We start from the raw sequence: 24249 nt of genomic DNA, 5'->3' as shown, positions 1-24249 counted from the left end.
TATGGCCACCGCCCTGCCCGCCGGCCTCGATCTCGAGGAGACGCGCGCGCTGGTCGTGCGCGCCCTCGACGAGGACCTGCGCTACGGACCCGACATCACCTCGGACGCCACCGTGCCCGCAGACGCGACCACCACCGCGTCGGTGGTCGCCCGGCAGGCCGGGACCGTCGCCGGACTCGACGTCGGACTTCTCGTCCTCGACCAGGTGATCGGACCGGATCACTATCGGGTGGTCGACCGCGCCGACGACGGCCACCGCGTCGTGCCGGGGGAGGCCGTGCTCACCGTCGACGCCCCGACGCGCGGTTTGCTCACCGCCGAACGGACGATGCTCAACATTCTGTGCCACCTGTCGGGTATCGCGACCGCCACGTCGCATTGGGTCGACGCGGTGCAGGGCACCGAGGCGAAGATCCGCGACAGCCGCAAGACGCTGCCCGGCCTCCGCGCACTGCAGAAGTACGCGGTGCGCGTCGGCGGCGGTGTCAACCACCGCATGGGTCTCGGCGACGAGGCTCTCATCAAGGACAACCACGTCGCGGCCGCAGGGTCGGTGCTCGCCGCGCTGCGTGCGGTCCGTGCGCACGCGCCCGGCGTCCCGTGCGAGGTCGAGGTCGACACCCTCGAGCAGTTCGACGAGGTGCTCGCCGAGAACGTCGAACTGATCCTCCTGGACAACTTTCCGCTGTGGCAGACACAGATCGCGGTGCAACGGCGCAACACCCACGCCCCGCAGACCCGGCTCGAGTCGTCGGGAGGCCTGTCGCTCGAGGTCGCCGCGGAGTACGCCCGCACCGGAGTGGACTTCCTCGCGGTCGGTGCCCTCACCCATTCGGTGACGGTGCTCGACCTCGGCCTCGACATGTAGGCGTCACCGTCCGGTCATCGCCCGGATCAGCGGCCCCGCCGGGAGGGATGTGAACAACCCGGCTTCGTCGCGCAACGACGAATCCTCGTCGAGGAACCGCAGGACGGGTTCGGCCGACGCGCGCGAGAACAACGCCGCGAACATCTCCTCGAGGAAACCGGGGTGTCCGGTGACGGCGGTGAGCAACGCGTGGTCGTAGCGGGCGAACCGTCCGGGGCGCTTGGGCAGGTCGTACGGATGTCCGTGCTGCTCGAACGAACGCGCGATCGCCTCGCAGTCCCGCTGGATACGTTCGTAGGCGTAACCGCTGCTCGCCTTCATCATCCCGGCGGCGGCCCCGATCCGGAGGATACGTCCGTCGCCGCGTTCGGCGATCTGCGCGACGAGAGGCAGACGCGCGTGCTCGGACCGCCCGAGCTCGTAGGCGTTCTCCGGTACGCCGAGGACCTGCGTCAGATAGACGCGCAGCGCCGCGAGATGCACCTCTGGGGCTACATCAGGGGTTCCCGGCGCCACGAAACAGGTGTGCTCGACGAGCGCGTGATGGGCATCGCTCGGAAGCACGTACACGAAGGACGCCCGCTCGGCCTGATCGGTGCGGAAGTCGAACAGCACCGGAACGTGGGGGTCGAAGAGCGGCGCTTCGGCGCGCACGCGCACGCCGAGGAAATCCAGGGCGGCGTCTTCTCCGGCGGTCGTAGCGGCGGGACCGCGCGCGTCGAACACCCAGTCGGGGCGTAGTTCTCGCCCGTCGTCGAGTGTCACCAGTGGCCGGTCGGCATCGTCGACGTCGACGACGTGCCCGGTCACCGATCCCACGTCCGGCACCGGATCGGTGAGGCGGCGAACCGCCGCCACCAGCGCGGCACCGTGCACCACGCGGTAGCGATAGTGCCCGAGCGCCAGGGTCCGGTCGTGCCCGCCCGCATATACACGCATCCGGTCGAACATCTCGGTGGCCGCCGAGTCGAGCAGCGCGGTACGCCGCGTCCACGACGCCCACGAGGCGGCGGTGATGTCGCGGGCGGCGTCGTCGACCACCAGAACCGGGCCCGGCCGAGCACGTGTCGCCGCGAGATGCGCGGCGAGCGAGAGCCCGCTCAGGCCACCGCCGAGAATGACGATGCCGCCGTGAAGCGGCCCGGTCCAGGTTCGAAGACTCACGAGATCTCCGTTCGTCGCGACTGGCGCCCATTCTGCGGCACCGGAACTTCCGGTGCAGTGCTATTTGCCTACGGGCAATTTGCCTACGGGGCGATCTTCGGCGAGTCCCGGAACTGCGTCGTTCCGAGGTCGGGGCCGATCGATCTGGGGTACAACTGTTCATCTGAGTACCAGTGATGTCGGATCGCGGGGTGGGGCGGCCCCGCGCGGAGAACAGTTCTCGTCAGCGGGGGCGGAGAGATTGACGATGCGGCTACCCATGGCACCGACCGATTCGATGTTCCTGCTCGGCGAATCGCCCGACCATCCGATGCACGTCGGCGGCCTGCTGCTCCTGCAACCGCCGGAGAATTCCGATGCCACCGAACTGCGCGAAAGGTTCGACGAGGCGCTGCGCCGCGACGCTCCGGCAGCACCACTGTGGCGCAAGCGGCCCGTTCGGTCGGTGACGACCCTGGGACAGTGGGCGTGGGAAGAAGATCCGAGATTCGACATCGAGTATCACGTGCGGTTCAACGCCCTGCCCGCGCCGGGAAACACCGAGGTCTTGTGGGACCTGGTCTCCCGGCTGCATGCCTCGTTGCTCGATCGCACGCGGCCGCTGTGGGAGATGCACCTCATCGAGGGCCTGTCCGACGGCCGGTACGCGCTCTACGTCAAGATCCACCACTCCTTGGCCGACGGGATCGGCGCCATGCGGTTGCTGCGACGCGCGCTCGGCACCGATCCGAGCGAGGTCGGGATGCCCGCGCCGTGGGCAGCGACCGACGGGGCACCGCCCGCACGCTCGACGGTGGCCGCGGCCATCGGCTTCCCCGGCCACGCCGTGCGCGCCGTCCGAGGTGCGGTGTCGGAGGCGCTGACGGTCGCCTCCGGTGCAGCCTCCCTGGTTCCGGCGCTGGTCGGTACGGTCGATCGTGCCCTCCACGACCGCGGGGGTCCGCTGTCGCTCGGTGCACCGCACACCATGTTCAACGAGCAGATCTCGGGTTCGCGACGGTTCGCCGCCCGGTCGTGGCCGCTCGAGCGTCTCCGGCTGGTGGCGAAGCTCACCGACAGCACGATCAACGACGTGGTGCTCGCGCTGTCCTCCGGAGCGCTGCGGACCTACCTCCTCGAACGCGACGCGCTTCCCGACCGGTCCCTTGTGGCGATGGTCCCGGTCTCGTTGCGCAGCAAAGAGTCCGGCAACGACATCGCCGTCCTGATGTGCGATCTCGGCACCCGGCACGCCGATCCGGCGCACCGGCTCGAGCGGGTACGGAACTCGATGACCGAGGGCAAACGTGCGATGCGCGGAATGAGCAAGGTGGGCCGTCTCGCGACAAGCGCAGTCGGTGTCGCCCCCGTCGCGGTCGGTGTACTGACCGGCAACCGGGCAGTGCCGTGGACGCCGTTCAACGTGATCGTCTCCAACGTTCCCGGGCCGGAGGAGCCGTTGTACTGGAACGGCGCGCGCGTCGACGCGTTGTATCCCCTGTCGGTTCCGGTGGACGGTCAGGCTCTCAACATCACGTGCACGAGCACCGACGACGAGATCGCCTTCGGGCTCACGGCATGTGGGCGCACCGTGCCGGATCTGCACTGTCTGCTCGACCATCTCGACGCGGAACTCCTCGCACTCGAAGCCGTCGTGACCGTGGGTGCGGTCGACGAGGCCCGGTGAGACCCAGCCGGTGAGACCCACGGCGGCGGGTCGTTGGCTAGGCTCCACGCCCGTGACCGAATTCGAACCCGATGTGGTGGCGGCGGTAACCGCTCATATGAACGACGACCACGCCGACGACAGTCTGCTCATCGTGCGGGCGTTCGCCGAACCGCGCGCGGCGCACACCCGGATGACCGGCGTGAGCAGCGAGGCGGGCGTGTGGGTGATCGTGATCGACGGCCAGGAACAGACCGTCCGGATTCCGTGGCTCGAGCCGGTCACGGACCGTTCCGGTTTGCGTACCGCGGTGGTCGCGCTCTACCAGGCGGCGTGTGCGCGACTCGGCGTCGATCCCGCACGGCACTGATCCGCTACCCGGCACGGGTCTCCGCGATGATCGTCCGGTAGGTCTCCACCCCCTCGGTGGGCCGCCGGAGGAGTGCGGGATCGGTCCGGACGTCGACCGAATACAAGCCGAAACGCGGCTCGTACGAACCCCATTCGTAGTTGTCGGTGATCGACCAGTAGTTGTACCCGAACACCGGCGCGCCGTCGTCGACCGCACGCATCATCTGGTCCACGTGCTCGCGCAGGTGCCGCGATCTGGTCCAGCCGTCCGGGCGGGGAGCGCCGTCCGCGGTCGCCATTCCGTTTTCGACGACATACAGAGGCATCCCGGGAAAGCGCCGGGTGTAATCCATCAGTGCGTCGTACATCCCGGGCGGGTGCGGGGTCACCGAAGCCGGCTCCCCGGTTGCCGCACGAATCGCGGTGAGATTGCCGGGGGCCACCCCGTAGTAGTAGTCGACGCCGACGAAGTCGAGATGGTCGCGGACGCGATCGAGGAACCAGGTGTCGAGGTAGGGCGCCGCACCGGGAACATAGGCGGCGTTCGAGGTGACCTGCGCCCGGGGGTCGTACCGGTGGATCGTCTCGTAGGCCCCGCGGTGCGCGTCCACGAGACGGTCGAACATCATCGGTGCGTCACCGGGGGAGAGGGCACCGTTGGACACCTCGTGCCACACGTAGACGCTGGGCTCGTTGATTGTGACCCACAGCGCGCCGTGTCCGGCGTAGCGTGCCGCCACCGTGTCCGCGTGGGCGAGCCACGCGTCGACTGTCCCCGGGTGGGCCCAGCCGCCCCGGTCGGCGATCCAGCCCGGGTACACCCAGTGGTCGAGCGTGATCATCGGAGTCATGCCGTGCCCGCGGATCGTCGCGATCACGTCGTCGTAGTAGGCGAGTTCGGTGTCGTCCCACCGCTCCGGTTCCGGCTGGATGCGGGCCCACTCCACCGAGAGGCGGTACACCCCGACGCCCAGGTCGGCGGCGCGCGCGATGTCCTCGCGGTAGCGATGCCGGAAGTCCACGGCAGTACCCACCGGCTCGTGGCGACCACTCGCTGCGTACCGCGACCAGTTGCTGTCCGGGCTCGACCCCTCGGACTGGAAACCGGAACTCGACACGCCCCACAGAAAGGCGCCGGTGTCGGCGTGGGCAGGGCCGCCCGACACGGCCGCCGTCAGCGCCACGACAGTGACGAGCACCACGCGCAGTGCCGCGCGAGCGGGTGCGACGGACATCCGAGCACGCCACGCGGCAGCCATGTATCGCACGGTAGAGGGCCTGCGACGCACCCGCGGCACTTCGAGACCGATTCGCCGGGCGTGCCGTCGGTCTATGGTCGACGAGGGCACACAACGCCCACTACGGGGAGTGGATGACAGACCACTCCGGTTCATCGCGGATAATGGGGGTCGATCCCTGTTCTGCGAGAGAGGACACCTCATGCTTGCCCGCACCGACCTGCGTGGTCGTACACCCACCACCGCGGAGCTGAGGGGCGCGCTGCCCCGCGGCGGAGTGGACGTGGACGCGGTGCTCCATCAGGTCCGTCCCGTCGTCGACGACATCCGCGAGCGCGGCGCCGACGCCGCCCTCGACTACTGCGAGAAGTTCGACGGCGTGCGCCCCGCCTCGGTGCGCGTTCCCCAGGCCGAACTCGACCGCGCGCTCGCCGAACTCGACCCCGCTGTGCGCGCCGCACTCGAGGTCGCCATCGAACGGACCCGCAAGGTCCACGCCGAGCAGCGTCGCAACGACACCGTCACCGAGGTCGTCCCCGGCGGCACCGTCACCGAACGCTGGGTGCCGGTCGACCGTGTCGGCCTGTACGTGCCCGGCGGCAACGCCGTGTACCCCTCGTCGGTGGTGATGAACGTCGTGCCCGCGCAGGCCGCGGAAGTCGAGTCCCTCGTCATCGCCTCGCCGCCGCAGAAGAACTTCGGCGGTCTCCCGCACCCGACCATCCTCGCTGCTGCCGCGCTGCTCGGCGTCGACGAGGTGTGGGCGGTCGGCGGCGCGCAGGGCGTGGCCCTGCTGTCCTACGGCGGCACCGACACCGACGGCGGCGAGCTCGCCCCGGTCGACATGATCACCGGCCCCGGCAACATCTACGTCACGGCCGCCAAACGGCTGTGCCGCTCGGTGGTCGGCATCGACGCCGAAGCCGGCCCCACCGAGATCGCGATCCTCGCCGACCACACAGCCGACGCCGTGCACGTCGCCGCCGATCTGGTCAGCCAGGCCGAGCACGACGTCATGGCCGCCTCCGTCCTGGTGACCACCAGCCCCGAGCTCGCCGACGCCGTCGATGCCGCGCTCGCCGCGCAACTCGAGCTGACCAAGCACCGCGAACGGGTCGCCACCGCACTGTCCGGAAGCCAGTCGGGCATCGTGCTGGTCGACGACATCGATCAGGGCCTGGCAGTGGTCAACGCCTACGCGGCCGAGCACCTCGAGATCCAGACGGAGAACGCGTCCGCTGTCGCCCGCCCGGTCCGCCCGGCGGGAGCGATCTTCGTCGGCCCGTGGGCGCCGGTCTCCCTCGGCGACTACTGCGCCGGCTCGAATCACGTCCTGCCTACGGCGGGTTGCGCGCGGCACCAGTCCGGACTGAGTGTGCAGACCTTCCTGCGCGGCATCCACGTCGTCGAATACTCCGAAGCCGCACTGAAAGACGTGGCCGGTCACGTGATCACCCTCGCGAACGCCGAGGATCTGCCCGCACACGGCGAAGCAGTGCGACTGCGATTCGAGGCACTCCGGTGACAGGCACGTCGATTCCCGGCTCGCGCATCACGCTCGAGGACCTGCCGCTTCGCGAGAACCTGCGCGGCAAGTCGCCGTACGGCGCACCGCAGCTGTCGGTGCCCGTGCAGCTCAACACCAACGAGAACCCGCACCCGCCCACGCAGGCCCTCGTCGACGACGTCGCCGAGTCGGTCCGCGAGGCCGCGACACAGCTGCACCGGTACCCGGATCGGGACGCCGTCGCGTTGCGCGCCGACCTCGCCGCGTATCTCACGCGGCAGACCGGTGTCACGCTCGGCGTCGAAAACCTCTGGGCTGCAAACGGGTCCAACGAGGTCCTGCAGCAGCTCTCGCAGGCGTTCGGTGGACCGGGCCGCTCCGCGATGGGATTCGTGCCGTCGTACTCGATGCACCCGATCATCGCGGACGGCACCCAGACCGAGTGGGTACCTGCGTACCGCCGCTCCGACTTCACTCTCGATATCGAGTCCTCGGTCGCCGCCATCCGAGACCGGCGTCCCGACGTGGTGTTCGTCACCAGCCCCAACAACCCGACGGGGCACAGCGTCCCGCTCGACGGGATCCGCGAGATCCTCGACGCCGCTCCCGGCATCGTGGTCGTCGACGAGGCGTACGCGGAGTTCTCGAGCGCGCCCAGCGCAGTCGCCCTGATCGACGAGTATCCGGCCAAGGTCGTCGTCTCGCGCACCATGAGCAAGGCATTCGCTTTCGCCGGTGGCCGTCTCGGTTATCTCGCCGCCGCGCCCGCGATGATCGACGCGCTGCTGCTGGTCCGGTTGCCGTACCACCTGTCGGTGATCACCCAGGCCGCAGCGCGCGCCGCACTGCGTCACGCCGACGACACCCTCGGCTCCGTCGCGGAACTGTCCGCCGAGCGCGACCGCGTCGCAGCCGAACTCGCCGGATTCGGATACGACGTCATCCCGTCCGACGCCAACTTCATCCTCTTCGGCCGTTTCGCCGATTCGGCCACCACCTGGCAGCATTACCTCGACGAAGGTGTCCTGATCCGGGACGTCGGCATCCCCGGATATCTGCGCACCACGATCGGCCTGGCACACGAGAACGACGAGTTGCTGCGGGTCAGTGAGAAACTCGCCGCTACGGAAATCGAGGCAACCCGATGAGCGACCCCATCACCACGAACGATCGCACCGCCCGGGTCGAACGCACTACGCGGGAATCGTCCATCACCGTCGAGTTGAACCTCGACGGCACCGGCCGCACCGACATCTCCACGGGCATCCCGTTCTACGACCACATGCTCACGGCGCTCGGCCAGCACGGCAGCTTCGACCTCACCGTGCATGCGAAGGGTGATGTCGAGATCGACGCGCACCACACCGTCGAAGACACCGCGATCGTTCTCGGGCAGGCGTTCCACCAGGCCATCGGCGACAAGCGCGGCATCCGGCGCTTCGGCGACTCGTTCATCCCGATGGACGAAACGCTCGCCCACGCGTCGGTCGACGTGTCGGGACGTCCGTACTTCGTCCACACCGGCGAACCGGATTACCTGGTGCACTCGGTGATCGGTGGCTACCCGGGCGTGCCCTACGCCACCGTGATCAACAAGCACGTCTTCGAATCGTTCGCATTCCACGCGCGGATCGCACTGCATGTGCGCGTGCTGTACGGGCGCGACCCGCACCACATCACCGAGGCCGAGTTCAAGGCAGTCGCACGCGCGCTGCGTGAAGCGGTCGAACCCGATCCGCGCGTCACCGGCGTGCCGTCCACCAAGGGAACGCTCTGACGGTATGGATGTCGTACTGACCTACCTGTGCTTCATCGCCGCCGGAATCCTCGCGGGCGGCACGTGGTCGATGTGGAAGGCCCGCAACACCCTCTTCGCGGGTATCCTCTTCGCCCTCGGACTGCTGGCAGCGATCGCCGGTGTCCTCCGGTTGATCTGACGTGGCCGAATCCGATGTGACGGACAACCCGAAATTGTTCGGAGTCCGGGGACTCGTCGCGGCGTGGTCGACATCCGCGGCAGCGTTCGCGGGTTTCTCGCTGTTACTGCCCGTGGTGCCCTGGGCGATCGCGCAAGAGGGCGGCAGCGACACCGTCGCGGGCTCGGTCACCGCGGTGTTCATGTTCACCACGGTGCTCACCCAGATCGCGATGCCCGCGCTGCTCCGCAGATTCGGTCATCGCGCGACCCTCGTCGCGGGCTGCTTGTTCCTCGGTCCGCCGTCGCTGCTGTTCCTCGTGTCCATGGAGCCTGCCGCCGCGCTGGGAATTTCGGCGATCCGGGGGATCGGCTTCGGAATGATCACCGTGGCCTCCGCTGCGCTGGTCGGTGAACTCGCACCCGCCCGTCTGCTCGGCCGCGCCACCGGCATGCTCGGTATCGCGATCGCCGCGTCGCAGATGATCGGACTGCCCACGGGGCTCGCACTGGCCGAACGATTCTCGACCACACCGGTGTTCGTGCTGGGCGCCGTCCTGTCGTCGGCGGGACTGATCGCCGCGGCGCGCCTGCCGCGCCTCGAAGCGCGCACGGGTCCGCGCCCGGCACGGATGCCGTTCGTGTTGCTACTGCTCCCGACCGTGGCGGTGGGCGCCGGCGCGATCGCGTACGGCGGTCTGACATCGCTGCTCGCCATCGCCGTGGCCGACCTCCCGGTGGCGGCGGCGCTGGCCGTGCTGAGCGGTTCGACGCTGGTGGGCCGGTTCGGTGCCGGCGCGGTCGCGGACCGGATCGGTGCGGGCCGGATGCTCCCCGTCGGTCTCGCACTCGCCGCGCTCGCGATGGTGCCGTTCGCGCTCGTCGCGGACGGCCGGGCCGGCGCCGTGGCTCTCATCGGGGCAGCGGTGTCCTTCGGACTCGGGTTCGGCGTCGTGCAGAACGAGGCGCTGCTCATCGCGTTCCGTCGTGCGGGCTCCGAACACATCGGCTCGGCCAGCGCCGCCTGGAACATCGGATTCGACGCCGGCACCGGAGCAGGTTCCTTCGCGCTCGGCGCGATCGCGGCAGCCTCCGGTTATCCCACCGCGTTCACCGTTGCTGCGGTGCTCGTCCCGGTCCTCCCGCTCCTGGCTCGGCTCGCCGGTCCCTCGGAGCGTCCCGGGGTGCAACAGGTCGCCGAACGTCCCGGCGCGGACTAGACAGCACCTGCCACCGCACAGTGCTGTTCGTGCCGCCGCATAGAATCGACTCCATGAGCACAACCAAGGTCGCCGTCCTCGACTACGGCTCCGGCAATCTGCACTCCGCGACGCGGGCGATCGCCCGTACCGGCGTGGACGTGGAGGTCACCTCCGACCACAAGGTTGCGCTCGCCGCCGACGGACTCGTCGTGCCCGGCGTCGGGGCATTCGACGCGTGTATGCGCGGCCTTCGCAGCGTCGGTGGCGAGAAGATCATCGGTACGCGCCTCGCGGGTGGCCGTCCGGTGCTCGGCATCTGCGTCGGTATGCAGATCCTCTTCGAAGACGGTATCGAGCACGGCATCGAGACCGAGGGGTGCGGCGAGTGGCCGGGAACCGTCGAGCGCCTCGACGCACCGGTGCTGCCGCACATGGGATGGAACACTGTCGAGGCCCCCGCAGATTCGGTGCTGTTCGCCGGCATGGACCCCGACACCCGCTTCTACTTCGTGCATTCGTACGCGGCACAGAAATGGGAACTGCCCGACCCGGAGCGGCTTGCCCCGCCGAAGCTGACCTGGGCCGAGCACGGAAGCCGCTTCCTCGCGGCCGTCGAGAACGGTCCGTTGTCGGCAACGCAGTTCCACCCCGAAAAGTCCGGGGATGCCGGGGCGCAGTTGCTGAGGAACTGGGTGAACTCGTTGTGACACGCGGCGGGGACGACGAGCCGGGTGCGAACTTCTCGCTGGCCCGGCTCGCCCTGTCCTCGCTCGGGTCCGCCGCAGCGGTGCTCGCGCTCGTCACCGTGGTCATCGTGGTACTGAAGCCGAGTCCGGGACTGAGCCTCACGATCGCGCTGCTCGGTGTCGTGGGCGCTATCGCAGCGATGGGATTCGTGTCCGTTCGTACCACCCGCCGCGCCTTCGGACGCGGCGGGCAGAATCGGTAGCTGCGCTACTCGCTGAGCCACACTGCATCGAGCAACGCGGATCCCATCCCGTACATCCGTACACCCTGCACCTCCGGGCCCGAGACGACCGAGGGCGCCGACTGGACGTAGAACACTCCCGGAGCCAGATCGACCAGACGTTGCTGTGCCACGTCGTAAGCGGCCTTGCGCTCCTCGACCGTCGTGCCGATCCGTCCGGCGTCGAGCGCGTCGTTGAGTTCAGGGTCGTCGATACCCGTCGGGTTTCCCTGGGATCGGGCATGAAACGACGTCCACAGTGACGAGTCCGGGTCCTGGACGACGGCGGCAGCGATCGTCATGTCGAAGTCGCGGGCGGCGACCCTGGCCTGCGCTGCGGTGAAATCCATGATCTCGACGGCGATCTCGACGTTGTCGAACGCTGCGAGCTGTGCCTGGACGACTTCCGCCACCGATTTGATCTCGACGAGGGAGTACGCGAGGAACGTGAACTTCACCGGAGTGCCGTCGGCTGCCAGTTCGTCGAACAGTCGTTGTGCTTCGGCATCGTCGGAATTCGACAGTGCGATGTCTTCGAAGAACGGCGAGGTCTCGGGGAAGAGGGTCCGAGGGACGGTGCCGGTGCCCTCGAACACCGCGGTGTTGATCGCATCCAGGTCGAGCGCGAGGGAGACCGCGCGTCGCGCACGGGCGTCGTCGAACGGGCTCCGGCGAGTATTCATCGCGAGGTACTGACCGCCACCGAGCGGCACCACCGAGGTGGACAGTCCCGCGCTTTCCGCTTTGCTCAGGTTCGACCAACTGCTTTCGGACGCCAGTTGGGCGCTGCCGGAGGTGAGCGCGTTGAGACGCTGGTTCGCGTCGGGAACCGGGCGCAGCGTGATGCCGTCCAGGTACGGTCGCGGCGCGTCCCAGTAGCCCGGGTTGCGGGTCAGTTCGAGCACGTCCTGCCGAGCCCACTTGGTGAGGGTGAACGGCCCGGCGCCGACGGGATTCTCGTCGAACGCCTGCCGGCCCTTCGCCAGTGCGGTGGGGGAGGCGATCCAGTTGAGTCCGGAGAGCACCAGCGACGAGGCGAACACCGGGCTGGGGGCGACCATCGTGACCTTCAGTGTTTCGGCGTCGACGACTTCGGTGCCCGCGATCTGCGCGGCCTGCCGGATCGACTCCGATCCGTTGGCCGGGTCGCGGAGGCGATCCCAGTTGTACGCCACCGCGGCGGCGTCCAGGGGAGTGCCGTCCGTGAATGTCAGCCCGGGCCGGAGCTTCAGCACGAACGTGCGGCCCCCGTCGTCGGTCGAGAAGTCCGTGGCCATCGAGTACTCGATCTCCAGGGTGTCGACGTCGTTGGTCATCAGGGTGCCGTACAACGCGTTGCCGAGCAGTCCGGAGTTGGTCCACACATTCGGAAGCGCGACGGGATCGAGGCTGACCGGCTCGCGGATCTGGATCGCCTGCAACGTGCCACCGGAGACCGGGTCGCCGACGGGCGTCCCGGGCGCGGATGCAGCCGAGGTGTCGCCGCTGCTGCATGCGGTGAGCGCGAGGGCCGCGACACACAGGGCAGCGAGTGTCGAAGTGACGGAGCGTCGTCGTCGGAGCATCGGTGCCTCGTATCGGGTGGTGGACCGGAAGTTGCAGCGTTCCGCTCAGAGCTCCCGCCGAAAAGAACCTTCCTTCGGCAGAGTAAAACAACGTTCTCATGTGAGCGGAACGTAGTTCTGTCTACCTCACGCGGGGGTCGGTGGGAAGAGGTCGGCGGGAGCTTGCTCGATGGGAATCGCTCAACTCGTTGGCTCTGTGCCGAAATTGGCTCGACGCCGCTCCGCAGTCGAGGACCCGGGCACTTTGGGCTATCCGTTCGCTTGCCCCTCACTCCTGGGCTCGACGCTCGCTCGGCGAGAGGGCACGAGAACCGCCGGCTGGAGTAGCTGTTACGATACGAAACGTGTCGTATACAAATCAGGATCAGTTCGACGAGACTCGGCCGAGCGCTCGTCGTGGGCGCCCTCGTGATGATCAACGAGAGACCGAGATCCTCACGGCCGTGAACTCGCTGCTTTCTGAGGTCGGGTACGAGGGTGTCACCTTCGAAGAGGTCGCCCGCCGGGCGGGCGCATCCAAGGCCACTCTCTACCGACGGTGGAAGTCCAAGAGGGACATGGTGGTTGCCGCCCTGAAAGCGGGTCCCGCACGCCGCGACGGGCCCGACGAGGTCGACACCGGAAGCCTGCGCGGTGACCTTCTCGCCTTGGGTCGCCGCCTCGTGCAGTCCATGCGCTCTGCAGACGGGCAGACCGCAATGCTGCTCCTCCAAGCAGGTCTCGAGGACCCGGAACTGTGCGAGCAAATCGAACGATCGGTGGGCCCGACCGGGTCGCGGCTACCGCAGACCGTCATCCAGGCCGCGGTCGATCGTGGGGAACTGCCTCCGGGCATCGATCCGTTCCCGTTCGAGGAAGTCGCCGGCGCTGTCATCCTGCTTCGCCGACTCAACGGACTCGAGATCGACGACCGCTATCTCGAGTCCCTCGTCGACACCGTTCTGATCCCCGCACTCCGTGCCACACCGTCCGCGAGGCATTCACTACCCGCAGGAATCTTCTCGGGCCATCCTGCCGCCCAACCGACCGACATCATTGAGAAGGAAACATCATGACCCGCTTGACTATCGACGGATTCCGATACAAGACGCTACCCGGCGCCGAAGGAGTCGACCTCAACGTCGCCGTCGCCGGCGACGGTCCCGCGATCGTCCTCCTCCACGGGTTTCCTCAGACGCATTACATGTGGCGTCACGTCGCACGCGAACTCACTGCGCAGTACACCGTCATCGTCCCCGACCTGCGTGGGTACGGCGAGAGCGGTAAGCCGGCAGAGCGGGGCCCGGAAACCTACTCGAAGAGGACCATGGCCCGAGACATTCGGTTGATCGCCGAGGCGCTCGGCCACGACCGCTTCGGGCTGGTCGGTCATGACCGAGGCGCCCTCGTCGGTGTTCGCGCAGGCCTCGACCACCCGGACGCGGTGCAGTTTCTCGGGATCCTCGACGTACTGCCCACCTTGGACACCTGGGACGTCCTGCGGGGCGTAGACGCCAAAGTCGCTTGGCACCTCTATCTCATGGCGCAGCCCGTGGGTCTCCCCGAGAAGATGATCCGCGCCGTCGGACCCGAGTTCTTCGGCTCGTTCCTGGACGCCTGGGAGACCGATGCTTCGACATTCCCGCTCGAGGTCCGCCGGCATTACATCGACAGCTCGGTGAATGCCGTGGATTCCATCGTCGCCGACTACCGCGCCACGGCGAGTATCGACCTGGACATGGACCGAGACGACCGCGAGGTGGGCAAGCAGCTCACCATGCCCGTCGGAGTCATCTCTCAGGATTGGGGCTCCCAGTTGGGGTTCGATGCCGCGTCGCTCTGGCGGGCGTGGGCACCTGATCTGACCTATGAGCCCATCCAGGCCGGGCACTTCATGGCCGAAGAGAAGCCTGCCGAGATCGCACGCTTCATCCGCGACCTGTCTGCCCGCGCCCGCCCCTGACATCAAGCCGCCCCGTGTCGTCAGCTTCGAATGGGCTCGCCGGGCAGGACCTGGCATCAGTCTCGGAGAGCAGAAGACCGCCGCCGTCGACGGGTATGGATGCGTACGGTCGGAAGTGTTGGAGCCTGCCGCGGCAGCACGCGATCCACGACGGGCCTGTGATCGACTCGATGCAGAGGAGTACCGCATGAGGCTGACGGACAAGGTTGCCGTGGTGACCGGTGGTGCAGGCGGAATCGGGCGGGGAATCGTCCGGGCGTTCACCAAGGAAGGTGCCCGAGTGCTGTTCGTCGACATCGACGACGACGCCGGGCGGGCGCTCGAGGAGGAACTCGGCGGCGCGGGCAAGTTCATGAAGGCGGACATTTCCGTCGAGGAGAACGCTGCCGCGATCGTGGCGGCCGCGGTGGACGCGTTCGGCCGGCTCGACATTCTCGTCAACAACGCACACGCCTCCCGTCAGGCACCGCTGCTCGAGACCACCCAGGAGATGCTCGACCTGTCCTTCGGAACGGGCTTCTATCCGACGTTCTGGTTGATGAAAGCGGCACATCCGCAACTCGCCGCCCAGCGCGGATCGGTGATCAACTTCGCCTCCGGGGCCGGTATCGACGGTCTGGTGACGCAAGGGTCGTACGCGGCGGCGAAGGAAGCGATCCGCGCGATCAGCCGTGTCGCCGCCAACGAGTGGGCCGGTGACGACATCAATGTCAACATCATCTCGCCGCTCGCGCTGACGGAAGGCGTCGAGGCGTACATCCAGGCGAATCCCGGCATCGAGAAGGCCTTGCTGGCGAAGACACCGCTGGGCCGCTTCGGCGACCCGGAGGCGGACATCGGCGGGGTCGCCGTTTTCCTTGCGAGCAGGGACGCCGCCTATATGACAGGCCAGACCCTGATGGTCGACGGCGGCACCATCAAACTGCGGTGACCGCAGCGGGCGGCCTCCCGTCGAAGGCGCGTGGTGGCGTCCGTCGCGCAGGCACTAATGTAGGGACAGTGAGCCTGGTCCTTTTGCCTGCAGTCGACGTTGCCAACGGTGAAGCAGTTCGCCTCGTACAAGGAGAGGCAGGCAGCGAAACCGGTTACGGATCCCCCCGCGACGCCGCCCTCGAATGGCAGAACGCCGGTGCCGAATGGGTGCATCTCGTCGACCTCGACGCCGCCTTCGGCCGTGGTGACAACCGTGAACTACTCGCCGGTGTGGTCGGCGAACTCGATGTGAAGGTCGAACTCTCCGGTGGCATCCGCGACGACGCCACGTTGGCCGCGGCGCTCGCCACCGGGTGCGCACGCGTCAATCTCGGTACCGCCGCCATCGAGAACCCCGAGTGGTGTGCCCGCGCCATCGGTGAGTACGGCGACCGGATCGCCGTCGGCCTCGACGTCAAGCTGATCGACGGCGAGTGGCGGCTGCGCGGACGCGGCTGGGTCTCCGACGGCGGAGACATGTGGGAGGTGCTCGAGCGCCTCAACCGCGACGGCTGCTCCCGTTACGTCGTCACCGACGTGACGAAGGACGGCACCCTGACCGGACCGAATCTCGACCTGCTGCGTGAGGTGTGCGCAGCGACCGATGCACCGGTCGTCGCGTCGGGCGGTGTCTCGACGGTCGACGACCTGCGTGCCATCGCCACGCTCGTCGATGAGGGCGTCGAAGGCGCGATCATCGGCAAGGCGCTCTACGCAGGTCGGTTCACGCTGACCGAGGCGCTCGACGCCGTGTCCCGTTGATCCCATGACCGCATCCGTCGATCTCGACCGTCTGCGCTCGATAGCGGGTGATGTGCTCGACGAGGTGTCGGAGCGCTTCGTCGCCGGGCACGGCGCGCCGCGTTCGGTGGACAAAGGACCCAACGACTTCGCCACCGACCTCGATCTCGAACTCGAACGGCGGATTTCGGCCGAGCTCGTCGACCGCACCGGAATTCCGGTGCACGGCGAGGAATTCGGCGGTCCGGCGGCCGGCGAAGGCACCGTCTGGTTGCTCGACCCGATCGACGGCACCGTCAACTATTCGGCGGGCCTGCCGATGGCGGGCATCCTGCTCGCGCTGGTCCAGGACGGGGTTCCCGTCATCGGACTGACATGGCTACCCCTCACCGATCAGCGGTTCTCTGCGGTAGCCGAAGGCCCGCTGTGGTTCAACGGGAAGATCGCCGAAAAGCTGAAGCCGCGCCGACTCGAGGACGTGATGGTCGGGGTCGGCAGTTTCGACATCGACAGTCGTGGCCGCGTCCCGGGCACGCAACGGCTCGCGGTGATCACCGAGTTGAGCCGGCGCGTCTCGCGCCTGCGGATGCACGGATCGACCGGCGTCGACCTCGCCTACACCGCGGCGGGCTCGCTGGGCGGTGCCGTGGTCTTCGGCCACCATCCCTGGGACAACGCCGCCGGTGTCGCGCTCGTGCGCGCGGCAGGCGGTATCGCGACCGATTTCCACGGGAAGCCGTGGCGCATCGGCTCAGGGTCGGTGCTCGCCGCCGCACCCGGAATCCACGGTGAAATACTGGACATAGTGCAATCCGCGACGAATCCGCGTTTCGAAGGAGATCGATCATGACACTGGCCGTACGGGTCATCCCGTGCCTCGACGTCGACGCGGGACGCGTCGTCAAGGGTGTCAATTTCGAGAACCTGCGCGACGCCGGCGACCCTGTCGAACTCGCCGCGCTCTACGACGCTCAAGGCGCCGATGAGCTCACGTTCCTCGACGTCACCGCCTCGAGCGGAGACCGCGGCACGATGCTCGACGTGGTCACACGCACCGCCGAGCAGGTATTCATTCCCCTCACGGTGGGTGGTGGCGTGCGCACCGTCGAGGACGTCGACCGCCTGCTGCGCGCCGGTGCAGACAAGGTCTCGGTGAACACTGCGGCGATCGCGCGTCCCGAGGTGCTGAGGGAGATGTCCGAGCGCTTCGGGTCGCAGTGCATCGTGCTCTCGGTCGACGCCCGCACCGTCCCCGCCGATCAGCAGCCCACACCGTCGGGCTGGGAAGTCACGACCCACGGAGGTCGCCGCGGCACCGGCATCGACGCGGTGGAGTGGGCGCGCCGCGGCGCCGAACTGGGTGTCGGGGAGATTCTCCTCAACTCGATGGACGCCGACGGCACGAAGGCGGGATTCGATCTGAAGATGATTGCGTCGGTCCGCGAGACGGTCGACGTTCCGGTGATCGCCTCGGGTGGTGCCGGAGCCGTCGAACACTTCGCACCTGCCGTCCACGCCGGCGCCGACGCGGTGCTCGCCGCGAGTGTCTTCCACTTCCGTGAGCTCACCATCGGCCAGGTCAAGGACGCGATGCGCGCGGACGGGATCGTCGTCCGATGAGCGACATCCTGAACCCGGAGGTCGCCGCACGGCTCAAGCGCAACGACGACGGACTCTTCGCCGCGGTCGTCCAGGAGAAGTCGACCGGCGACGTGCTCATGATGGCCTGGATGGACGACGAGGCACTGGCCCGAACACTCGCGACCCGCAAGGCCACGTACTACTCGCGGTCACGGCAGCAGTACTGGGTGAAGGGAGAGACCTCCGGGCACACGCAGTACGTGCACGAGGTGCGGTTGGACTGCGACGGCGACACCGTGCTGCTCGTCGTGGACCAGGTCGGAGCGGCGTGCCACACCGGCACCCACACCTGTTTCGACACCGACGTACTGCTCGAGGCGGAACAGCCCGGCTGATCGCGACACGGTGAACACGAGATCGCCCCGCCCCGGGGGGGGGGGCGATCGCTCACTGCGGCAGTTCGAAGTTGCCGAACAGCACGGTCGCGAGGCCGAGTGCCACGACAATGTTGACCACCGTCGCCGATCCGAACACCACTACCGGGCGCCATCCCGCGTCGCGCAGTCCCTTCGCGGAGAACTCCAGGCCGATCGAGACGAACGCGAAGATCAGGAACCACGTCCGCAGGTCGTTGATGGTGGAGATATCGGCCTTGCCGTCGTCGACGAATTTCACCCACAGTGTGCCGATGATCGACGCTGCGATGAAACCGAGCACGAATTTCGGGAAGCGCTCCCAGAAGTCACCGATGCTCGGCCGTGCCGAGCCGGGACGGCGCTCCACCTTCAGCGCGAAGTAGGCCGTCAAGCCCACCGCCACGAAACCGATGAGGGCGTTCTGGGTCGTCTTGACGATCGTGGCGATCTGCAGGGCGTCGTCGCCGAGGATCGCGCCGGACGCCGCGACGGCGGCGGTGGTGTCGATGTTGCCGCCGATCCAGGCTCCGGCCACGACATCGGACAGCCCGAAGACACCGGCGAGCCAGGGCAACAGGAAGATCGAGGGCAACGCGAACACGATCACCAGCGACGCGGCGTACGCGAGCTGTTCCCGCTTGGCCTGCACGGCCCCGGCCGCGGCGATGGCGGCGCTCACCCCACAGATCGATACGGCGGCGGACAGCAGCGCCCGCAGCTTCTCGTCCAGCCCGAGTTTCCCGCCGAACCACCAGCTGAACGAGAACACGGCGGTGATCAGCAGCAGACCTTGCAGGATCGCCGGCCCGGCTGCCGTCGCGAGCACGGTCAGGTTGATGGATGCGCCGAGCAGAACCAGCCCGGTCTTGATGAAGAACTCGGTGCGGAAACCACCAGAAAGCTTGTCGCGTACGCCCGTGCGGGTCAGGACGAGATTCCCGAGCAGGCCGATCGCGATCGCATAGACGGGGAACTCGATCGCTCCCGCCACCCGCTCGAAGGGTCCTCCCTCGGCCCAGTCCGGGACGTTCTGTTCGAGGAATCTGGTGAGGCCACCCAGCACGATGACGACGGCTACGCCCGCCGCGGCCCATGCAGGAGCGGAGGGACGCGGTGCGGGTGCCGCCTCGACCTTCGTTGCACCGTCTGCCCGGGGCGCGCTCTCGGTCTCGACGGCGGCGTTCCGCTCGTCGCTATCTCGCGTCTTCACGGGACCAGCCCCGACGGAATCACGCCGAGCAACACGGCGGCGATGAGGATCAGGCCCGCGACGACTGCGGCCCAGTCCTCGTTGAGCAAGGTGGTGCGCGCGGCATCCACACGCTGAGGTTCGTCTGTCATGAAGGCAGCCAACCAACGTGGTGGCGTCACGTCACGAATTACGGTCGGCCCGAATAGAACCAGTGACTAATCGGCCGTCATGTGCTGCACAACGTCGTTCATCGTCCCGAACGACCCGATCCCGCCCACGGCGGCTACCGGGTCAGGTCGATGACGCGTGCCCCACCTTGGGCAGCGGCACAAAGCTTCTGGACCGAGTCGTCGTCGACGGAGTAGATCTCGCATCGGCACAGCGCCTGCGTCCGGCCGCCGTTGAGGACGGTCGCGACCGCCCGCAGTCGCGGGCCCTTCGCCGGACGTAGGTAATCGAGGGCCATGCCTGTCGTCACGATCGATGGGCCGAGGACCGTACCGGCGGCGAAGGTGAGTGCGTTGTCGGCCGCATAGGCCAGAACCCCGCCGTGTGCGAAACCGAACTGTTGCAACAGGTCCGGTCTGAGCGGAATCTCCAGTTCGGCGCGGCCCCTCGTGTACACGACGAGTTGTGCTCCGATCAGAACACTGAACGGTTGAGACGCGAGCGTCTGCTGGGCTTCGGCGAGTGTGCTGATCCCGGTGACGTCGTCGGGCATAACCGGAACTTACACGGGAAGCATCCGGCCGGAGGCCGTGTCGACGCGCACGAACCCAAAGTGGGGAGGGCCGGTCGCCCGTGTCTCCCGATCAGCGTCCGCGGGTCTCACGACCGGTTCGGGTCCTTCGAACACTGCGCTGCATCCGCTGCAGCGCGCGTTCCAGTTCTTCCCTGTCGTCGAACATCCGCACCGAGTCGCCCGAGACCAGGCGCTGCTCACTGCCCCGTCCCGCCACGACGAGAACATCCCCGGGCCCGGCGTGGGAGGCGGCGATCTCGAAAGCGCGGTGACGGTCGCCTTCGACGACAACGTGGGCGCTGTGCGCGGCATGTGCGCCTTCGGCGACCGCTTCCCTGAGGAGCCTGGGGTCGTCGTTGTACGGACTGTCGTCGGTGACGACCACGATGTCGGCGTAGGTCGCCGCGGTGTGGCCGATCGGAAAGCGCTTTCCGGGATCGCGCTCTCCGGTCGCGCTGATCACGAGAATCAGTCGGCGCTCGGCTGCCAGCGACCGCAGGAACGGCAGTAGTTCCTGCTGTCCGGAGGTGTTGTGCATGAAATCGACCAGGCCGAGGATGCCGTGGTCGGCCTCGACGCGCTCGAGTCGGCCGGGCACGCAGGCGAGAGTTTCCAAGCCCGCGGCGGCCTGCAGGACGTCGTGCCCTGCTGCGGCTATCGAGGTGAGCGCTGTCAGTGCATTGGACACCTGGTGGGGGCCGAGAAGGGCCAGACGGACTCCGGCGTGACCGGTCGGAGTGTGCACGGTGAAGGTACTGCCGTGAACGTCGCACCGGATCGAGTCTGCGTACACGTCGGCGCCCGGGTCGCGCGTCGAATGCGTCCACACCGGTAGGTCCGTTGCGGCGGCCAGTCGTCTGCCGTATTCGTCGTCGATGTTCACCGCGGCCGCTTGCGCGCGGTCGGAGGTGAACAGCGCCGCCTTGGCGGCGAAATACTCCTCCATCGTGTGGTGGAAATCGAGGTGGTCGGGTCCGAGATTGGTGAAGGCGACCGTACGAAACCGCACACCGTCGACGCGGCCGTGGCTGACGGCGTGCGACGACACTTCCAGTGTCACCGCCCTCGCGGCCTGGTCCCGGAACTCCGCGAGGGTCCGATGGATCACTGCGGCTTCCGGCGTGGTGTGTGTAGCGGGCCGGGTGCTCTCCGGTCCCCGGACGACGACACCACCGATCAAGCCTGTGACGACACCGGTGGCAGCGAGGGCGGCGTCGAGGAGATAGGTCGCGCTCGTCTTGCCGTTGGTGCCGGTGACGCCGTGGACCTGCAGTTCGTGCGAGGGATGGCCGTAGATCCAGGACGCCAGCCTGCCGACCCGGTCGCGGGGCCGGTCCACGATCAAGGTGGGCAGGAGTCGAGAAGGCCGGTCGCTGAGGACTGCGACCGCGCCGCGGGCCGCAGCATCGGCATCGAAGTCGAGGCCGTGGAATCGGTGTCCGGGAAGAGCCACGTACAGATCGCCGGGCTGCACCGTTCGGGAATCGTCGCTGATGCCGGTGACCGTGCGGTCGTGCCCATCGGCAGGTCCGGCAGACAGAACAACACGGAGGTGTTCAGCAACGTCGCGGATCTGGATCCCACGGTCGGGACGGCGGCGATCGTCCGGGTCGAGGCGCACAGGAGCGGATACCCGGTACGTGAAAAAACTATGTCCCGCAGTTACGGGCGCATGAACGAGGCGGGACTCTGCCGAAGCCGCAACCGACTCGGTCCTGAGGTGCAGGACCGATATCAGCCCGTTCCGGCTCCGGGGGTGAGTGCATCGGAACGTCCGGCTTCCACGCGCGGCCACTGGGCGATGGGCCGCCCGTCGTGCTCCATGTAGCCCTCGGGTCCCCGCCATGTCTTCGGCCAGTCCGGGGGAGAGTCCTCCCACAGTTCCTGGCGCCCGTAGGCGGTCAAGTCCATCAGTGCGTAGCTGTAGTCCATCGCCTCGACGCCGCGCCGGGTCGTCCAGTAGGTCTCGAAGACACGGTCACCGTCGCGCAGGTAGGCCACCAGGTTCATCATGCCGACGGGGTGGCCTTGCAGGAGTGCGTCCAGCGACGGCAGCGCCGAATACCAGGGCATGGTCCAGCCCAGGAAATCGCGATACCTGACGCTCTCGTCGTACGGTCCCTGGCAGAACACCGCGAAGGTGATATCGCGCGAGTTGAGGTAGGACGGTTCCGCAACCTGACTGGTGCACCAGGTGCACCCGTCACACTGTTCGGCGGCGGGGCGGCCGGGGTGCCACATGAAGTAATAGGCGAGCAGCTGGCGTCGCCCCTCGAACGCGTCGAGCACGCTGACCGGCCCGTCTGCTCCGGTCACGGTGAGCCCGGCATCCACTTCGACCATCGGGAGTCGCCGTCGAGCGGCGGCCAGAGCGTCGCCCTCGCGCGTGTGCGCCTTCTCCCGCTCGCGCAGGGCGTCGATCCGGGCTTCCCACTCGTGTCGGTCGACCACTGGGGGCATGCCGGCATCATCGATGATCTTCTCGTACACGGTCATTGTCTTCCTCCTCGTGTGCTTCCTCGGGGGGCGTCTCCCCGGACGGACGCCCTCGGACCTTCCGGCGAATCTCATCTCCCGTCGGGGTATTCGAGTTGCATGGCCACGACGTCGGCCGTGTCGCTGCCGTATCGGGCCGCGATGGCGGCGAGCGCATCGTCCAGCGCTGCCGCGGGTGGGAGGCCGGTCACCGGCGGAAGGCGGTGCCCGCCGGGTGGGTCGACGGAGCCTCGATCGGGCAGCAGTCGCAGACCGCCACGGGTCGTGACGGCCGCGTCGTCGGCGACGGTGACCGTGGTGGAGCGGTAGGTCCGCGACCAGGCGTCGGCGACCAACGCGACCGAGACCTCGTCGATTCCGGGGGTGAGCTCGAGGATGGGCTCGTCCCGATTCCAGAACGCCGCGGTGGTGGTGAGCACGGTCCACGCGAACTCGCGGGTGAACGTGAACGCCGCGCTGTCGTGCCGGGCGTCCCACACGGCGACGCCGAGGTCCTCGGCGACCGACCGCGCGGTGTCCGGGCCGTCGATCGCCTCGATCAAGGTCAACATCATGGGCATGGACGCGGTGATCCCGGTGGTGGTGGCGCCGCCACCGTCGACCACCATCCGCCGGTTCGGAACGTATTCGACGGTGGGGGTGTGCTCGCGCAGTTCGTCGAGGTAGTACCAGTGCGTGGTGGCCTTCCGTCCGTCGAGCAGACCTGCTCGGCCGACGACTTTCGCGCCGGCACAGACTCCGATCACGATCGCTCCCTTGCTCGCCTGCGCGCTGATCCACTGCAGCACCGCGGGGTCGTCGTCGCGGCTCATCGCGGGGACGATCACGTAGTCGGCGCCGTCTGGGTGTTGCGCGTCGAACTCGGCGACGGTCGCCTGGGGTTGCACCCTCAGCGCCGGATACAACTGCACAGGGCCGGGTCCGGTGGACAGGAGTGACACGTCGGCGACATCCGCCCGCTGCAGGATGCCGTAGGGCATCAGGTAGTCGGTGGTTTCGGTGGCGTCGTTGATTCCGACGACGGCGACCAACGGGCGGTCGGGTCGTTTCGGCGGGGCCAGCGCTTCCACCGTGGAGTGTGCTTCGTCTGCAGCGATCGGTGACGGCGTTCCCGCCTGCGGATTCGACGGCAGCCTCCACAGCCAACCCGCGCCCACGGCGGCGGCGATCACCAGTAAGGTCGCCGTCCCTGCGGCGGACCAGCGCATCATGCGCCGTCGTCGGCTCATCACGCGCCCGCTTCCCGAGGGACAGATGACGATCCCGCTCGGCACACCCGATGCACCTTCGCGTCAGGGCGCGGGTCCCGCCTGTCGGCCTTCATGTCCGAAGCGTCGCAGCGGCCACGCGGCCCCGGCAATACCGTCGGCCTACCTCGTCCGGAATCCTGGGATTCCAGTCCCACCGGCACGGGCGCGACGCGCCTACGCTGACATCGTGGGAGTCCACAGCGTTGTGGTCGTGGCGTACGAGGGCAGCGAACTTCTCGATATCGCCTCGGTGACGTCCGCATTCGACATGGCGAACCGGCTCGGTGCCGACCCGCCGTACGACGTGGTGCTCGCCGGCGTGACCGCAGGGCAGATCATGTGCGATTCCGGCCTGACGATTCCGGCGCAGGCCAGGCTCGGTGCCCTTGCCAGAGCCGACACGCTCATCGTCTCCGGAGGTCGCGGCCACAGGACCGCGAGTGGCGACCCCGTCCTGATCCGGAACCTGCGCCGACTGGCCGTGCGGGCGGGCAG

The 24249-nt window shown here is 68.0% G+C and carries 26 protein-coding genes and 1 pseudogene; 18 read left to right on the top strand and 9 right to left on the bottom strand.

Translation table 11 applies throughout. The annotated features are described in order from the left end of the window. Window position 1: 1 nt before the first annotated feature. Window positions 2–868 carry a carboxylating nicotinate-nucleotide diphosphorylase gene (gene nadC, locus TVH25_RS08555; protein WP_169620090.1) on the top strand — a complete coding sequence of 289 codons (867 nt, stop codon included), beginning with the start codon at window positions 2–4 and terminating at the stop codon, window positions 866–868. A 3-nt stretch (window positions 869–871) separates the two neighbouring features. Here the strand turns inward: nadC and TVH25_RS08550 are convergent, their stop codons facing one another. After that, window positions 872–2032 carry a lycopene cyclase family protein gene (locus TVH25_RS08550; RefSeq protein ID WP_422423828.1) on the bottom strand — a complete coding sequence of 387 codons (1161 nt, stop codon included), beginning with the start codon at window positions 2030–2032 and terminating at the stop codon, window positions 872–874. 247 nt (window positions 2033–2279) lie between these two features. On the opposite strand from TVH25_RS08550, the gene TVH25_RS08545 reads away from it, so the two are divergent. Both TVH25_RS08545 and TVH25_RS08540 read left to right on the top strand, forming a co-directional pair. Next, on the top strand, window positions 2280–3698 hold the full coding sequence (locus TVH25_RS08545; protein WP_206036636.1) for a WS/DGAT/MGAT family O-acyltransferase: 1419 nt from the start codon (window positions 2280–2282) through the stop codon (window positions 3696–3698). A gap of 52 nt (window positions 3699–3750) precedes the next feature. After that, a complete protein-coding gene (locus tag TVH25_RS08540) occupies window positions 3751–4047 on the top strand; it encodes a DUF2470 domain-containing protein (RefSeq protein WP_296549755.1) in 297 nt (98 codons plus the stop codon). Window positions 4048–4051: 4 nt separating this feature from the next. Here TVH25_RS08540 and TVH25_RS08535 read toward each other — a convergent pair whose 3' ends face one another. After that, a complete protein-coding gene (locus TVH25_RS08535; RefSeq protein ID WP_296549754.1) occupies window positions 4052–5287 on the bottom strand; it encodes a family 1 glycosylhydrolase in 1236 nt (411 codons plus the stop codon). A 181-nt stretch (window positions 5288–5468) separates the two neighbouring features. On the opposite strand from TVH25_RS08535, the gene hisD reads away from it, so the two are divergent. Genes hisD through TVH25_RS08500 form a run of 7 tightly spaced genes read left to right on the top strand, consistent with a single transcriptional unit; the run spans window position 5469 to window position 10839 of the window. After that, entirely contained in the window at window positions 5469–6791 is a 1323-nt protein-coding gene (gene hisD, locus TVH25_RS08530) for a histidinol dehydrogenase (protein ID WP_422423827.1), read from the top strand. Further along, a complete protein-coding gene (locus tag TVH25_RS08525) occupies window positions 6788–7921 on the top strand; it encodes a histidinol-phosphate transaminase (protein ID WP_296549752.1) in 1134 nt (377 codons plus the stop codon). The genes hisD and TVH25_RS08525 overlap by 4 nt, the downstream gene beginning before the upstream one ends. Next, the gene (gene hisB, locus TVH25_RS08520; protein WP_169620085.1) at window positions 7918–8550 is read left to right on the top strand and encodes an imidazoleglycerol-phosphate dehydratase HisB; all 633 of its coding nucleotides are present in this window, start codon (window positions 7918–7920) and stop codon (window positions 8548–8550) included. The genes TVH25_RS08525 and hisB overlap by 4 nt, the downstream gene beginning before the upstream one ends. Before the next feature lie 4 nt (window positions 8551–8554). Continuing rightward, window positions 8555–8710, top strand: coding sequence for a hypothetical protein (locus TVH25_RS08515; RefSeq protein ID WP_169620084.1), 156 nt, complete (start codon window positions 8555–8557; stop codon window positions 8708–8710). Between the two features lies 1 nt (window position 8711). Continuing rightward, window positions 8712–9908 carry an MFS transporter gene (locus TVH25_RS08510; protein WP_296549749.1) on the top strand — a complete coding sequence of 399 codons (1197 nt, stop codon included), beginning with the start codon at window positions 8712–8714 and terminating at the stop codon, window positions 9906–9908. Window positions 9909–9961: 53 nt separating this feature from the next. Continuing rightward, window positions 9962–10597, top strand: a complete 636-nt coding sequence (hisH, locus tag TVH25_RS08505) for an imidazole glycerol phosphate synthase subunit HisH (protein ID WP_169620083.1) — start codon at window positions 9962–9964, stop codon at window positions 10595–10597. Beyond that, on the top strand, window positions 10594–10839 hold the full coding sequence (locus TVH25_RS08500) for a hypothetical protein (protein ID WP_169620082.1): 246 nt from the start codon (window positions 10594–10596) through the stop codon (window positions 10837–10839). Before hisH ends, TVH25_RS08500 begins: the two co-directional genes overlap by 4 nt. 5 nt (window positions 10840–10844) lie before the next feature. On the opposite strand, the gene TVH25_RS08495 is transcribed toward TVH25_RS08500, so the two are convergent. Then, window positions 10845–12422, bottom strand: a complete 1578-nt coding sequence (locus tag TVH25_RS08495) for an ABC transporter substrate-binding protein (protein ID WP_296549747.1) — start codon at window positions 12420–12422, stop codon at window positions 10845–10847. A gap of 443 nt (window positions 12423–12865) precedes the next feature. Between TVH25_RS08495 and TVH25_RS08490 the strand changes: the two genes are divergently transcribed. The 7 genes from TVH25_RS08490 to hisI all read left to right on the top strand — a co-directional run bounded on the left by TVH25_RS08490 (window position 12866) and on the right by hisI (window position 18053). After that, the gene (locus tag TVH25_RS08490; protein WP_296549746.1) at window positions 12866–13477 is read left to right on the top strand and encodes a TetR/AcrR family transcriptional regulator; all 612 of its coding nucleotides are present in this window, start codon (window positions 12866–12868) and stop codon (window positions 13475–13477) included. Next, window positions 13474–14364 carry an alpha/beta fold hydrolase gene (locus tag TVH25_RS08485; protein ID WP_169652936.1) on the top strand — a complete coding sequence of 297 codons (891 nt, stop codon included), beginning with the start codon at window positions 13474–13476 and terminating at the stop codon, window positions 14362–14364. Before TVH25_RS08490 ends, TVH25_RS08485 begins: the two co-directional genes overlap by 4 nt. A 187-nt stretch (window positions 14365–14551) precedes the next feature. Further along, a complete protein-coding gene (locus tag TVH25_RS08480) occupies window positions 14552–15295 on the top strand; it encodes an SDR family NAD(P)-dependent oxidoreductase (protein WP_422423826.1) in 744 nt (247 codons plus the stop codon). A gap of 68 nt (window positions 15296–15363) precedes the next feature. Continuing rightward, window positions 15364–16098 (top strand): bifunctional 1-(5-phosphoribosyl)-5-((5-phosphoribosylamino)methylideneamino)imidazole-4-carboxamide isomerase/phosphoribosylanthranilate isomerase PriA, encoded by a 735-nt coding sequence (priA, locus tag TVH25_RS08475; protein ID WP_169620077.1) that lies wholly within the window; start codon window positions 15364–15366, stop codon window positions 16096–16098. Window positions 16099–16102: 4 nt separating this feature from the next. After that, window positions 16103–16927, top strand: a complete 825-nt coding sequence (locus TVH25_RS08470) for an inositol monophosphatase family protein (protein ID WP_422423825.1) — start codon at window positions 16103–16105, stop codon at window positions 16925–16927. Further along, window positions 16924–17697, top strand: a complete 774-nt coding sequence (gene hisF / locus TVH25_RS08465; RefSeq protein ID WP_422423824.1) for an imidazole glycerol phosphate synthase subunit HisF — start codon at window positions 16924–16926, stop codon at window positions 17695–17697. The genes TVH25_RS08470 and hisF overlap by 4 nt, the downstream gene beginning before the upstream one ends. Then, window positions 17694–18053, top strand: a complete 360-nt coding sequence (gene hisI / locus TVH25_RS08460) for a phosphoribosyl-AMP cyclohydrolase (protein WP_422423823.1) — start codon at window positions 17694–17696, stop codon at window positions 18051–18053. Before hisF ends, hisI begins: the two co-directional genes overlap by 4 nt. Before the next feature lie 52 nt (window positions 18054–18105). On the opposite strand, the gene TVH25_RS08455 is transcribed toward hisI, so the two are convergent. The 6 genes from TVH25_RS08455 to TVH25_RS08430 form a co-directional block, all read right to left on the bottom strand. Beyond that, window positions 18106–19284: a YeiH family protein gene (locus TVH25_RS08455; RefSeq protein WP_422423822.1), complete on the bottom strand. Its 1179-nt coding sequence runs from the start codon at window positions 19282–19284 to the stop codon at window positions 18106–18108. Then, window positions 19281–19415, bottom strand: coding sequence for a hypothetical protein (locus TVH25_RS08450; protein WP_277351054.1), 135 nt, complete (start codon window positions 19413–19415; stop codon window positions 19281–19283). Before TVH25_RS08450 ends, TVH25_RS08455 begins: the two co-directional genes overlap by 4 nt. Window positions 19416–19549: 134 nt before the next feature. Further along, window positions 19550–19987, bottom strand: coding sequence for a PaaI family thioesterase (locus TVH25_RS08445; RefSeq protein WP_422423820.1), 438 nt, complete (start codon window positions 19985–19987; stop codon window positions 19550–19552). Between the two features lie 91 nt (window positions 19988–20078). Then, on the bottom strand, window positions 20079–21461 hold the full coding sequence (locus TVH25_RS08440; protein WP_422423819.1) for a Mur ligase family protein: 1383 nt from the start codon (window positions 21459–21461) through the stop codon (window positions 20079–20081). Between the two features lie 281 nt (window positions 21462–21742). Continuing rightward, window positions 21743–22504, bottom strand: coding sequence for a DUF899 family protein (locus tag TVH25_RS08435; RefSeq protein WP_422423818.1), 762 nt, complete (start codon window positions 22502–22504; stop codon window positions 21743–21745). Window positions 22505–22575: 71 nt separating this feature from the next. Beyond that, window positions 22576–23733, bottom strand: a complete 1158-nt coding sequence (locus TVH25_RS08430; protein WP_422423817.1) for a DJ-1/PfpI family protein — start codon at window positions 23731–23733, stop codon at window positions 22576–22578. A 208-nt stretch (window positions 23734–23941) separates the two neighbouring features. Here TVH25_RS08430 and TVH25_RS08425 point away from each other — a divergent pair. After that, window positions 23942–24249: pseudogene (locus tag TVH25_RS08425) on the top strand (GlxA family transcriptional regulator); the annotation flags it as partial.

The organism is Rhodococcus sp. 7Tela_A2 (genome assembly GCF_049311045.1).
GTDB lineage: Bacteria > Actinomycetota > Actinomycetes > Mycobacteriales > Mycobacteriaceae > Rhodococcus.
This window is presented reverse-complemented; position numbering and strand designations above follow the sequence as displayed.

Coding starts and splice junctions, on each gene's coding strand:
- nadC (WP_169620090.1), top strand. CDS start 2: ATGGCCACCGCCCTGCCCGCCGGCCTCGATCTCGAGGAGACGCGCGCG.
- TVH25_RS08545 (WP_206036636.1), top strand. CDS start 2,280: ATGCGGCTACCCATGGCACCGACCGATTCGATGTTCCTGCTCGGCGAA.
- TVH25_RS08535 (WP_296549754.1), bottom strand. CDS start 5,287: ATGGCTGCCGCGTGGCGTGCTCGGATGTCCGTCGCACCCGCTCGCGCG.
- hisD (WP_422423827.1), top strand. CDS start 5,469: ATGCTTGCCCGCACCGACCTGCGTGGTCGTACACCCACCACCGCGGAG.
- hisB (WP_169620085.1), top strand. CDS start 7,918: ATGAGCGACCCCATCACCACGAACGATCGCACCGCCCGGGTCGAACGC.
- TVH25_RS08515 (WP_169620084.1), top strand. CDS start 8,555: ATGGATGTCGTACTGACCTACCTGTGCTTCATCGCCGCCGGAATCCTC.
- hisH (WP_169620083.1), top strand. CDS start 9,962: ATGAGCACAACCAAGGTCGCCGTCCTCGACTACGGCTCCGGCAATCTG.
- TVH25_RS08495 (WP_296549747.1), bottom strand. CDS start 12,422: ATGCTCCGACGACGACGCTCCGTCACTTCGACACTCGCTGCCCTGTGT.
- TVH25_RS08485 (WP_169652936.1), top strand. CDS start 13,474: ATGACCCGCTTGACTATCGACGGATTCCGATACAAGACGCTACCCGGC.
- TVH25_RS08480 (WP_422423826.1), top strand. CDS start 14,552: ATGAGGCTGACGGACAAGGTTGCCGTGGTGACCGGTGGTGCAGGCGGA.
- TVH25_RS08470 (WP_422423825.1), top strand. CDS start 16,103: ATGACCGCATCCGTCGATCTCGACCGTCTGCGCTCGATAGCGGGTGAT.
- hisF (WP_422423824.1), top strand. CDS start 16,924: ATGACACTGGCCGTACGGGTCATCCCGTGCCTCGACGTCGACGCGGGA.
- hisI (WP_422423823.1), top strand. CDS start 17,694: ATGAGCGACATCCTGAACCCGGAGGTCGCCGCACGGCTCAAGCGCAAC.
- TVH25_RS08450 (WP_277351054.1), bottom strand. CDS start 19,415: ATGACAGACGAACCTCAGCGTGTGGATGCCGCGCGCACCACCTTGCTC.
- TVH25_RS08445 (WP_422423820.1), bottom strand. CDS start 19,987: ATGCCCGACGACGTCACCGGGATCAGCACACTCGCCGAAGCCCAGCAG.
- TVH25_RS08435 (WP_422423818.1), bottom strand. CDS start 22,504: ATGACCGTGTACGAGAAGATCATCGATGATGCCGGCATGCCCCCAGTG.
- TVH25_RS08430 (WP_422423817.1), bottom strand. CDS start 23,733: ATGAGCCGACGACGGCGCATGATGCGCTGGTCCGCCGCAGGGACGGCG.